Genomic DNA, 13332 nt, shown 5'->3' on the forward strand with positions numbered 1-13332 from the left:
TATACCCATTTTTGGTGCTTCATTGGTGTGAATCTCAAACCTTCCTTTGTTTATACTATATCGGTATCTACAAATCCAAGTTTATGAATATCTCTGTTGCATAAGGTGAGATGAATTTACAGTGATTAATTCTGAGGTGAATAATCTTTATCTCCATCAACCGAAACAGATTTAACGAACCTGATGTTGTCTGTGCTTCACTCTTGTGACTTTTCGATTAACCACCACCAGAAAAAGCTATAAAACAATTGAAGCAATAAAAATACCTATAATTCCTAAAATACGAATTTAACGTTACTATTGATTATGTAAATAATCTTTTCTGCAAATGCCTGATAAATTCTAATTTGAATGTTTTTCCTCTTTTTCCATTATATCAAATCAATCAAAATCTCTCTTCAAATTCCTGCTATTGGAAGCTAAACAGGACAAATCCAATGACTTCAATGTGAAATTCTACTTAAAGGGGGTATTTATAAAAAATTATTTACTTTACCAACTATTTAACTTTGTTTCGGAAAGTTATCTAAAAAATGAAAATCTTTATTGCGCAGAATCAGTCTACTACGCAATACAAAAGTTAATTAGGTTAGTGGTAAACGGTCTATCGTTTATCGGTGCACTTTTTTTGGAATTTAATGTTAATTATTATGTTAGAGGTTGTTCATTTCAAGGGCAGTTATCACTCTACATCAATTAAAAAGATTCGATCACTAAATCCACCACGTTCTGACTGCTTTCTCATTCTTACTTGCTGAATCTCATCCGGCTGAACACCATGAATCGAACCGAGTGCATAAACAACTTCTAACAAATCAGCCATTTCTTCAACGACGTCTTTACGAGAAGTCGCTTCAAGCAATTCATTCATTTCTTCTTTAAGCTTCTCTCGTAATTGTTGGTCATAGCCTTGTGTATCTAGTATTTCTGTTCGAAAACCTTTCCCACTTCTTTCAATGATTTCAGGAATACGATCTCTTACTAGCTTGTTATATGTAGGCACAGCGATCACCTTTCCTTTAAAAGTAGAACTACATGCCATTAAGGACATGTAGTTCTTTGTATTAACTATAATGCTTAAGAAAGCAACCCAACCATCACCTTAAACACCGACGAAGGCTTTTCTTTAAGGTCCCTATACTCCACGACTTGCCTCTCATTACCCCTTACAAAGGCCACTTCCTCCTCCACCGTATTCATCTCCACAGAGATATCCTTAAAATGGAAATAATCGACTTGTCTTGCTTCGTTTACATCGAGTGAGTCGAGTTCGACCTTTATTCGATCTGATACCCTTCTTAACATCCTCCAGATGGCTACTTCTTCTGTGGATTTCATAAATAACTCTGGTAGTTCAGTTGCGCCCTTCAGTTGAGTTAATGTCGTCAACAAGCTCCCAGCAATCCCATAATTCACAGGCTTGATCACTTGCTTTAGATTTACCCAAGCTCTGACTGTAAATTGTACATGGTTTTCTAAAACATTCACTTCCTTTATTTCGCCATAGCACACAACGCCATTCTCTCGTTGAGTCGTTTGACTGACATAAAGTGCGAGATACTTCGCCTCTTGCCACCCTCTTTTTAAATGAGTAGCTGCTAGAGTGAAACGAGCTTCCTGCATACATAAGATGTATTCTTCCTCTGTTGAAACGACTCCGATTAGCACTCTTTCATCTACTGACGATTCCCACTCCCCCTGTATACCAATGGGGAGGATACCTTCCTCTTGAATCTCTTCAGGACTCTTCTCAATCAAGTTCCGCACAAATTGCTCCACCAAGTTCGTCGCAGAAGGTAGAAAAGGCAGTCCGCCAATATTCACTTCATTAATGCTCTTATAGAAATGATGATCCTGATAGGTCTCTTCTGAACCTAACGGAAATAATACATACGCTCCAAAGGCTGTTCGTTCATAAGGGCCATTTGACTTTGCGACAATCGAGTCTCTGTAGCGGTGCATCGTATTGATATCATCTTCAAGTGGACCAGGCTGCTTGTAGCGTCGCTGATAATAGCTTTCTTCTACCGCAAAATCAATTCGATATTTCGCATCAAATACGTAATTGAATTGATAGTCTCTGCCCTTCTTCTCAATGCTTAGCATCGTGTCCGGCTTTTGAGTGGTGGTGGGATTCCGTTTCGTCTTTTGATAAATCAACGTAATCCGCTCATCTGTAACTGGATGCTTGAACACTCTTTTGGCCGATTGGTTTGTGTCCAACCTTATAAACAGTCCACTGCGACTTACTTTGACGATATCCTGACTCACCTGCTGATAGTTTTTGCGAAGAATTTGACCAAGCTTTAGAAACGTCCAATACTCATATAGCTCAGCTACATCCTTCACCGACATTTGATAGTGCTTCCCTTGTAGGGCCAGTCCTTTTGAGACCGTCAAATAAATTTGAAAGGCATCTCGGTACCCAGGAGCCATCTGCATCACTAAGCTCATGCTAGGTTCTCTAGGCTCTTGAATCCCTTTCCAGAAAGGATTTTTCATCTTGCCACTCAGCTTTTTAATCATTGCCTCTACTTCATGTAGCAGTTCTTCATCCCACTCGACCTGTCTCCATGCATTTCCCGTGAGCTTTTGCTGAAGAAACGAGAGCTTATCCATCAATCGAAGCGTCATCCACTTCACATAGCGATTTTCAGGCGTATCATAGATTAACTCTTTTCGGACGTTTAACCCCTTACTTGGCATCACCATACGATCTGAAACAGGAATCCCATTTACCGTATCCACAAAGACTTGGGGGTTCTTCCGAAGGTAGCTTCTTGCACGTGAATCAAGCCGCTTCAGCTTGTCCCCTCTCACCTTTTCATAGGATTTCTCAAGCTTATGATGAGGTTGGCGCTCAATTCTCCCTAACGCTTGAATAAACGAGTTGAAATGATAAGTGATCAACCGATAAAACTCCGCTAAAGAAGGCTGCCCATCCAATTTCACTTGGGCTCCTAAGTACGTCTTCTTTAGAAAATGATAGGATAGGTTATAGATCTCATCATTTACTTCATCAATCAACCGCTTATAATCTTCCTTGTAATCAAGCTTTGAAGGATACACCTCCATCGTCACTGTGAGCAGCACCTTCGCTTCACTACGAATCTCGAATGTGGATAGTCCTACTTCATTTTGAAAGTTCAGGTTCCCCATTAATAAATAGGACCCGCCAATCTCAACACGACTAATCGCTTTTCTAAGCGTTGAATGCTCATGATAAAACGATAAGTCATCACTCTTTTTAGGTGAGACGAGCACTTGGTACGCACTATTTTCAAAGAAGATTGGACGTTGATTCATATAAGGAGAGAGACATTGCTGTTCCACATCATAAACCAATACCTTCTCAACTGCCTCACCAAAAGCAGCAAACTCCATCACATCATGCATATCAAGCTGCTGATATTGTTTCAAGCCTTCATATCTCTGGTGATACGGCTTTCCTTTGATCACTAATGAAAAATACTCTGTCTCAATGACGACCAGCTCAACTTCCTTAGGAGCTGATCCAGAAGGAAGTGAAGCCATCATCCTCTAACCTCCTCAGCATCTCCAATACCTTCTCTGCACTTTTCGGGTACTTGGCATCTTGGATATCTGATAGCGTGACATCCTGCGTGTCAGTTACTTCTTTATTCGTAAAGATGGTAAATAAATTCTTTAGGGCACGTTCAATTCGTGTATCACTTCCAGCAAGTCTCGGTAGGATCTTTTGCAGCAAGCTATTATCAATGGCTTCATCAAAACTTAAAAGGTTATGAGATTGGCTGTATGCCACATAGAAACAGACTTCATCACGAACACGGTAGCCAATATGTGATCCATTGAACTGTAAAATAGAATTGATTCGCACCAAAATACTGGTCACTTCTTCAACTAGTTCTGGCTCCTTCACGTAAAGATCTTTTAATTGGAGGTACTCTGAGGCAAATTTGTCATTATGCAAGACCATCGCAGCCTTTTCTTGTTGATCCTTTAAGAAAGCTAAATGATCCAATTGAACCCGGTTGAATTCAAGCGTATTGGCCCGGTCTAACACCTTCTTACTAAAAGGGTGAGTCGTCTCGTCCATATTAACGGTTCCGATTAAGTAGACATTTGAAGGAAGATACACCTCTGTGCCCGCTACTTCTACAGGTAATACATTCGATGTGACTTGCACGCCGTTCCTCCACTGCTTACTTTCCATGACACTTAACAAGTCACTAAAATAATGCTCCACCCGCGCTAAATTCATTTCATCTAACAAGACAAAATACGGATTAGTCGGATCACTCATTGCTTGCTTAAGCACATTTGTTAAAGGGCCCTCTTTAAACTCCCCTTTGATATCGATGTACCCTAATAAATCAGAGCCATCACTCCAATCGGGCCGAACAGGAATCAGCGCAAAACGACCATTCTTCTCCGTCGCCCCCACACTCTCTGCAAACCAACGCACCATCATCGTCTTCCCGGTTCCAGAAATTCCAGAAAGAATCACAAACGGCTTTGTCTTCAACGATAAATAAAGATTAATCACTTCTTCTCTTTCATAATAAAACCCTTTACTCGATATGTAGGAATGGATATGATCAACTGCTTCTGGAATCGATAGAGCGGCATGCTCATGTACCTGGTTAGAGTTTTCTATGTCTTTACCATAAATAGTAGGTGAACTCTCAGACAACGCAATGTATTCCTCATAATAACGAACCATGTTATGTAGATCCTCTACTAGTACTTCTTCTGGGGGGAGGTCGTTGGCAGAGTATTCGATGTAGGCAGCAGTTGACTCAGCATACGCGCGTGCTTTCTTTGAAACTCCTAAATGAATCTCATCATCCTTCTTGACTCTAGGATCCATGTCGATTAATTCACGGATCTCTTGTTTGACTTCAGCCATCTTAGCTGGAGTCGTTTCTGTCACCCCTTGAGCTAACGTTAAATAGAGACGATCCATCTCTTCACTAAACAAGTACACAATATAGTAGCCCCGTTGTGTGGAAGAAGTAACCTTTTTATTCATAATCGCAATCCATGGTATAACCGCCCAATTACCTTGCCCAACAGAACCTCCTACACTATAATCCTCGTTGATAAAAGGTAGCTTCTCGATCTCACCCCGAACCTCTTTCCGAACCACACTACCTAAAGGATGACCACCAAATGGCTGTTGTCTTGAAGTGAGGTATTCATTCATAATTCTTTTGAAAAGGGTGTAGAGATTGGTTTGCACGGTGGTTTGCTCCTTCATGTATGGGTTGTAGTCGATTGGGTTAAGATCCGATGCAACTAGATTCGTATATTCCAGCCAATTGACTAAGTAACGGATACGATCAGTACCTACAGAAGCCACCATTAAATTAGTCCCTTTTGAATTCCTCACTATTAACATAGCAATTTCTAATAGGTTTTTTCTTTTTTCGCGAGGGTGTTCACCTTCTAATAACTTCAGTACCTGCAACGTATCATTGAAATATTCATTGTTTAGAAGAAGGTTTCTTAAGAAAAGTTTCTTATCTGCAGCATCTTTATATTGTTGAAATAAATTATCTACTTTTTGATGGGAATCATCTAAAAAACCTAACATGCGTAAGTCTTGTCTTGCTCTTGTCTTCACACGATATAAGTTATTATCTTGATGAAGGTCTTTACTCAGAGTAGAAGGTGTATAGGTTCCTTTTATGATCTCCTCTAAAAATACAATAACCTTACTAGGCTGCTCAGAGGGAAGGTCGTCGGTGTTAAATTCTTTGAACGTTAAAGTTGCATTGTCACTATCTTCTACCTTAGATATAAAAGGAAAGTAAGCGAAGAAGCTAGCTATAAAAACATCAGATAGAGTGTTATCTATTTTAGATAAGTAATATGTACGGCGTTCTTGAAACTCTTTGAATTTAGTAAGTATTGCTTCATGAGTTAAAGCGAAGCTTGAGATGTCTGAGGTAAAAACCTCGATTTCCCCTTCATTTTGAGGCTCAACTTTAAAATGGTCATTTGATAGGATAGATTTAATAGTGTTTTTTTGAGAGAGTATTAACTTAATTATATTAAGCACGCTTAATTGCTCACCTTCTTAATTTAATATTGTTAAAGCACCCTGTATGTTAATTATTACGTTATTTATAGGTAATTCAACTCATTTAACATTGATCTAATTAATTATGTTTAAAAGAGGGAAATGATTTCGTATTAGTAGATAGTTTTGAAACAATTAGGCTTTCCGGCTAGAGTGATAAAATATGAAAAAGCCAATGTTAGGGTTTCTCTAAGCATTGGCTCTTGATTAACTAATGTAGTGATACCGGTGGTCGGGGTCGAAATAGGTTAATAGTTATTGAGTTTATAAGGTTTTTGAGGTGTGATGTGTAAAATTTGTGTAAAATGATTTGGATGTGTAAAAGCAGATAAAAAGTTTATTTGCTTTTTCACTACATTCAATATTGTTTGTACACCTTTATTCAGTATTTAACTCGTTCACCAAAGATTAGATTGTTAATAAATAGTTTTTAAATTACAGCTCTTAAACCCGGATATTTTCTACCCATTTTGCGAGTGAATATTACCCTTATCTATAAGTAGATTTATCGCTTGGTAGTGGTTTATTGCCTGGAATAATCACAACTACAATATTATTTGGATATTTATTTTTCAAATCATAAAGCGGTTCTAAGTGATCTAAATAAACTAATTCTCTTACATCATTCACTGGTTTATCTTTTTCATTTAAATCTAATAATACAAATATCCCGAGTTGTTGATATGAGTAAATATAAGAATGCACTTGTTCTAAGTATTTCTCTTGTATACTTTCTACAGAAATTTTTTGTTTAGTCTTTTTTAGTTCGATTGGAAATGTGTAATTATTTATTTTATATACTATATCTATTCTACCACCATCAGCAAAATTATTTTCTTCTTCTGATGCACCATAAGCAATAGGCGAATAATGGAAATGTTTAAGTAAACTATCTTGAAGATCTCTTTCGGTAGCCCTATCTCCTTTTCCACCATGCTTCTCGGTATATAAATAGCCAAACACTTCATCCCTTTTATATCTAACAGTTAATATCAGATATCTTATAACCTCTTCTATTATCTGCATAAATATTTGAAGTTTTTCGTTATCATAATTTGGTAGCTCTGTTCTTATAGATTTATATAACCTGTAAAATATTTCTTCTCCTACATCAAACCCAGTAATGTAACCAAAATTATTTGCATGTATTGACTCCGTGTACTGTGCTATTACCTTTAATATATCATCTAGATTTTCAATATCATGCGTTGTCTTAAATTTATTTATTAGTTCTATAATTTTTGATTCTTTAGTGTAACCTTGTATAAGGTTATCAATTTTTGCACAAGTTTCAACTACATCAATTTCATCTTTTTTTTTATCTTTTTTTCTAACTAACTCTAAAAGGTAATTCAAAAAAACATTTAAATTATGATCAGAACTATAACTATTTAATATTGTGGTAATTCTTGATTCATAATAGCGAAAGCTGTTTAAATACATATTTTGAGCAATATTCTCATTAATTTGATGTTTTAGCTTAGAAAGTAACCTTTTTTGAAATTCGTTTCCTGAAAGCGAACATTCTATAATTTCATAGTGATAGGTAGACAATTTGTTGAATTCATTATAAAAATTTATCCATTCATGATGACTATTTGTTGAATCAAAAATATGCTTTAAATTATATAAAATCTTATTTATTTTATATTCTACAGCCAGTAATTTATCATTTATATGAAATGCTTGTCTGGTATATGACGAATTAAATAACGATTCATATGATTCCTCTATCTGCTTCTCATTTGTTATAACTAAAGCTTCTATAAATTTAGTAACGTGATAAAAATATTCTGCATCTGTCCTGTTCTCAATTTGATTTCTTGAGTAATTAAACAATTGTATACTTTTATTTAAAGAATCTATATATTCTACCTTATTATTAAAAGTATTGCATTCTAAGAATTTTAATAGCCCTAATCTAAAATATGCTTCAGAAGATACTTCTGGATCCTCGTGTCCTTTTAGGCTATCTATTTTTTCTAAGATGTCATTCTGCTCTTCAAAGAACATAGTTAAGTACCTTAGCATAGTAATAATTACAAATGAATCATCTTCATTTTCTATGTCTAACAACATGTCTAGTGTAGATACTTTTCTAATTTTATTTAGAGTTGTTAAAAAAATCAGTGTCTCAATAGCAAGTACTTTTATATAGCCCACTTGTTCATTTTCAAGTATTTTTCTAAAAAACTTCTTTAAATCTCTTTCTGAGATGTTTTCTAAATTTCTTTCCTGAAAAAACCAATCTTCAATAAACGTAATCTTGTTGGACACCTCCCAACTTATAAAATCCTCATATGATATTCCCATAAATATCACCCTATATATATATTTAAAATACGCTTTCCCCTGGTTCTCTTGAATCCACTTTCTCCACAATACTAGCATTTTTTAGAGGTTCTAACGCTGTGCCAATAATTATCTGTAATTGATTACCAAAATTTTCTTCTAGCTGTTTAAATAATGAGGATAATCCTTCTAAGTCTTTGCTTATCACTTCTTCTTTCCCTGGAGAATCAATTATAAGCAGTCTAGGATGACGCCCTACAGAATATTTAATATCTAACTGTATTAAACTTATGAAGAAAGCTATTTTTGCCCTTAATTGTTCACCTTCATTTAGTTCATTAAATTTAGTTAGCTCCCCGTTTTGTAAATACTGAATATCTAAGTTTTCATTTATAATTACATCAGTAACACTAACTAATCCAAATGTATTAAGTTGATTTAAAATAAGTGTCTTAAAACTTTTAAGAATGCTTTCACTCATTCTATGTCTTATAGAATTCAAATGACCTATAGCAGAATTAAGAACATCTATAGTGTTCCTAATATTATCTGGAGTAAAGTCATCATCTTGTTTGTTTAAGTCTTTTATCTTAATTTCTAATGCGAGTTTTTCCTCAATAAGATTTCCTAATGATTCGATATCTTCTTCTGCAAAATTTACTGTATTAAATACATTTTCCATACTTTCTAGTTCACGCATTTTCACATCTTTCTCTTTTTCTTTATATAGACTTTCTTTAACAAGCAATTCAAATCCTTCGTTTAATTTTCCAAGTTGTTCATTTAGTTCCTTTAATTTATGCTCCATCATTTCTTTTTGATCTTCATCGATATCAGACATTTCACTCTCACAAAGCATACACCTATCTTCATTTTTTTCTATTGATTTCCTTTCAGGTTCAATATCATGATCACACCGCGGACAAATCTTGACTTCTAAGTTACTAAAGAACATTCCAAATTCTATTTCTTCTTCTAATCTATTAATTTGCTTAGTTAGTTGATTTTTTTGTTTTGCAATTTCTTCTTTATGAATATTAAGACTGTTTATTTCATCGTCAAAATACTTAATTTGATCAACCAATTCATTATATTGCTTTATGCTATAACTTTTTTGAAAAGACTTAATTTGATACTGTTTTAAAGCATCAATTTCATTGTTTATTTTGAATAATTTAGATTTTAATTCTGTATCATTAATAGGAGTTTCTTTGGAATTTAAAACAAATTCTTGTTTTTGGAGTTTATTTTCAAATTGGTCTCTGGATATTTTCAAGGAATTAATAGCAGAAGTTAATTGAAGCCCCAACAACATTTCGAGGATTTTTTTTCCCTGTCCACCAAAATCCTCACTAATAAATAAAACGTTATAGTCTTTTGACTCTAAATAAATAGACTTATAATAAGTTTTCCAGGAGGTCTTATTTTCTATTAAATCAATAGTATGTTTATTACCACTAGTCCATTTCAAACTATAATAAGAAAACTCATCAAAAAAGAAATTTTCCATATTTTCTTTAAAATATATCTCAGTATTTGCTTCAAAATGTATTAGATGAGATTCCAGTGGTAACTTTTGATCAAAATGTGTAATCAAATTCTCTAAATTAGTCCTATAAAGGCCACTTATAGTCCGTTTGCCTGTTAAGTTGATATATGTTGTATAAGTAACATTTCCAATGCTGAATTCTAGAAATATTATATGTAGCCATCTCAACACATCATTTTTTATAGAACTTTTATCCCCTGTGATAGCGAATTTGATTATTTTAAATATAGAAGATTTACCTTTACTGTTATCTGCAAATATTACATTTACCCCTTTATCGAACCCCTTTTCATAATCAATAATCTCATCATTGTTTTTTATTCCTTGGATTTTTAATTTATTTATCACCAAGCTTTTACCAAGTGAGTGGGGACTATCTTTCTCATACTCGTCTAATGATACTATGTTTTTAATTTCTTCGTATGTAAATTTATCACTATATTTATTATGTAAATAATCTACAAAATCCCCAAAGTAAAACATTAAAGTTCCTCCCCATATATCTTTATATACTTTTCTCTCACTTCATGCTGAATCCCTTGAATATATTGATTAATCGGTGTTGTTCTATATTGTTCATATTCATATTGTCTAGTTTTTAATTCAGTTCCTGAAAGATCTCCAAAAAACTCTTTGATTAACAACATTCTTTGTTGATACCAAACTACATTTTCTACATTTTGCAAGATATCTTTCTCAATTTTATCTATTCCATACTGACTGAGATAATATATCTTATCAAATACCCTACCTGATATATTTCTTCTACTTTCAAATTTAATGAACCCAAAAGAGACTAAAAAGGAAATAATATGATCTATTTCTTCATAGGCACCAAAGAAGTATCTTAACATATCTTCTCTCCTTAGTTCTGGCTCATTTGAACTAAAAATTAATTTTACATGTTGTTTAATTTGGTCTTTATTTATGCTTTTTTCTTCTACTAAATTTAACAGTTCATTTGCTAAGTAATCTGGGTATCTAATCAAAAAATCAATTTTCTGAATCTTCACTTCACTTTTAAATACTTTTAAATATTCAGGATATAAATCAGAAGATTCCTCAATTTCATTAGAAAAATAGTAAAAAATCAATAAAATTCTAAGTTTATCTCTATAAGAATTTTTGTTCATAGGATCCACCTCTATATAATATTACTATTAGTCTACCATACAATAATTTCCAAAGTGAAAAAATGGTTTAAATAAATTAAGTAATAAGGTTTTTCAGATTTTATTATTTATTCTTTCGGTTCTTTCTCTTTGCCATTTTTGTATTTTTCCTTTTAAGCTTATTTTTGTTTTTAATTTTTTTGCCTAGAGATTTTCTTTCAAGTTGAAAAACATGTTCACGTGATGGTTCGAAACCTTGTTTAATAAATGTTACCTTTCTCGCTTGATATACTAACTCTGAAACATTCATTAGTGATTGAAATATATTCCAGCAACTTTGTGCAAATTCTACTAAGGAGATTTTTGGAGGATTATCACTTTTTTCATTCCCCGAAGGATAATAGGTGATCAACTGATTTATTCCATCTACTTTATATGTATAATGACTAATTGCGTTGCGCAATTTTATATTTAAATTAGGATAAACTAAATTATCAAATGTTTCGTTTCCATCTAAGAACTCAACCTTTGCTCCTTTATTCTTCTTTGTATAATCTTCTAAGGTTGCAATATCCCTTCTTTTTGCTTTCATTGTTTTATAATTTCCACGGTGTTTTAAATTATTAAATGCTATCAATAGTTCTATCATTTCAGTTAAAATCTCATATACGTCTATATAAAATCTTTTTAAGTCATTAAAAGTTACTGTTGTAATCCCCTTGGTAGCATCAACTTCAGATTTGTTTTGATAAAAACCCAAACCAAAAACAGGTATCATAAAATTAAATTTATCTATGAATGTGTCTACACACTCGAATATTTTTTCTTCATAACGATGCAAATATTCAGAAAAATAATCAATGAGTTCACCAAACTCTTTAGGGGAACGTTCAGATAATAAGCCAATTTCATACTTTATTAATTTACTGTATTTATTAAAAAATTTATCATCTAATACGCATGACATAAATTCAATATTCATTTGATGTACAGCCATCATAAAATGCAATTCATTTTCTAATGGATATCTGATATTAGGGATATACTTTTTTAATTCACTGGTTAAATACTTATAATTATTTCTATGCCATAATTCATTAACTCTTCTATATTGAGGCCAGTAATTATTTTTTTTTATTAGAAAGCCTATCGTCCTTTGCTTGAATATTCCAAAGTCTTCTCCCATCATATTAATACCACTTGTAAAAAATGGAGGGAATAGAGTCTTTTCAAGATTATAAGGTTGTAGTTTTTCAGTTAATAATTCACCTGATGTTTCAATATAGAACTCTGTGGAATCTTCAGTATCATCCTCTTTAGCATTACTAAATTCAATAAGTGCGGTTCCTTCCGATTGATCCAAAAATAAGGTTCCGCTTATTAGAATTTCACAACTCCCACAATTAAATCGAACTGGATGTGAATCTAACCAACCTATTTGAATACGTACAAGTGTTTTCGAACCACATACATCACATTTAAGTACTTTTCTTAATGTAGCCAACAATAATCACCGACCCTATTCTATTTTATCCTTAATACCTGTAAAAAAGAGTCTACATAAAATCTGTAGACTCTCGATGCGATTATAAACCTATGCATTCTGTGGCCAATCTTTATACTGCTCTTTGGATTCTTCCATAATTGCTTTTGTGATGAATATAAGTTGTTGTCCTTTAATTCCCTCGTTCATTAAAACTTTCTTAACCGCCATGTTTACCTTAGCATAGATATTCTTCCGGTGTTCACTAGTCCAGTCCTGACTCAAGTTCTTCTTCAATTCTTTCCTACCTTATGAATAAGTTCCGCTAAAAACTTATTATCAAAGGCTTCCAATTTTAGTGATGTAATATCTTTATAGATTCAACTTCTTCACCTGATAATCCAAGGTCTTTACGAAAATCTGCTTCATCATCGACTTCGTTTTTCATGTCAGCCATCATTCGTACAACATCTGCTGCTTGTATTATTCGGTTATGGTAGTCTTTTAGGGTTTTCTCTAGTAGTTCACGCATTTGTTTTTCTTTAGGGCTATTTCGCTTGAAATCGACTTGGATATAGTCTTCAAGAAGTTTTTTTAGTAATTTCAAGCGTAAATCCTCATGAGCTTTTTTTCTTACAAATCCTTTAGGAACTCTTCATCAAGAATACTTATATCTAGTTTTTCAATGCCAGCAACCTTATATATCAACAGGCTCTTTGGTTTCCAAATGCCGATCAATTAAGGAATTTAGGCGCTCTCCAATCGTTTTATTTGAATTAAAATTATTATTTTGTCCGATAGAAATTTTCTCACTTGAATACGAACCATT

Annotated in this window: 8 protein-coding genes; all 8 read right to left on the reverse strand. The window is 33.5% G+C overall.

From position 1 onward, the window contains the following. Positions 1–682: 682 nt before the first annotated feature. The gene (locus tag AB3N04_RS06090) at positions 683–1003 is read right to left on the reverse strand and encodes a phosphoribosyl-ATP pyrophosphohydrolase (RefSeq protein WP_368505208.1); all 321 of its coding nucleotides are present in this window, start codon (positions 1001–1003) and stop codon (positions 683–685) included. 74 nt (positions 1004–1077) lie between these two features. Then, positions 1078–3537 (reverse strand): DUF2357 domain-containing protein, encoded by a 2460-nt coding sequence (locus AB3N04_RS06095; protein ID WP_368505209.1) that lies wholly within the window; start codon positions 3535–3537, stop codon positions 1078–1080. After that, positions 3503–6046 carry a DUF3578 domain-containing protein gene (locus tag AB3N04_RS06100; protein ID WP_368505210.1) on the reverse strand — a complete coding sequence of 848 codons (2544 nt, stop codon included), beginning with the start codon at positions 6044–6046 and terminating at the stop codon, positions 3503–3505. The genes AB3N04_RS06095 and AB3N04_RS06100 overlap by 35 nt, the downstream gene beginning before the upstream one ends. 510 nt (positions 6047–6556) lie before the next feature. Next, positions 6557–8380 (reverse strand): hypothetical protein, encoded by a 1824-nt coding sequence (locus AB3N04_RS06105; RefSeq protein WP_368505211.1) that lies wholly within the window; start codon positions 8378–8380, stop codon positions 6557–6559. Between the two features lie 22 nt (positions 8381–8402). Beyond that, on the reverse strand, positions 8403–10391 hold the full coding sequence (locus AB3N04_RS06110) for an AAA family ATPase (RefSeq protein WP_368505212.1): 1989 nt from the start codon (positions 10389–10391) through the stop codon (positions 8403–8405). Next, on the reverse strand, positions 10391–11041 hold the full coding sequence (locus AB3N04_RS06115; RefSeq protein WP_368505213.1) for a hypothetical protein: 651 nt from the start codon (positions 11039–11041) through the stop codon (positions 10391–10393). Before AB3N04_RS06115 ends, AB3N04_RS06110 begins: the two co-directional genes overlap by 1 nt. Positions 11042–11144: 103 nt before the next feature. Next, positions 11145–12524, reverse strand: a complete 1380-nt coding sequence (locus AB3N04_RS06120; RefSeq protein WP_368505214.1) for a hypothetical protein — start codon at positions 12522–12524, stop codon at positions 11145–11147. A gap of 334 nt (positions 12525–12858) precedes the next feature. Then, on the reverse strand, positions 12859–13110 hold the full coding sequence (locus AB3N04_RS06125; RefSeq protein WP_368505215.1) for a type I restriction enzyme endonuclease domain-containing protein: 252 nt from the start codon (positions 13108–13110) through the stop codon (positions 12859–12861). Between the last annotated feature and the right edge of the window lie 222 nt (positions 13111–13332).

Origin of the sequence: Alkalihalophilus sp. As8PL (assembly GCF_040939795.1) — a bacterium.
Lineage (GTDB): Bacteria > Bacillota > Bacilli > Bacillales > Bacillaceae_D > Alkalihalophilus > Alkalihalophilus lindianensis.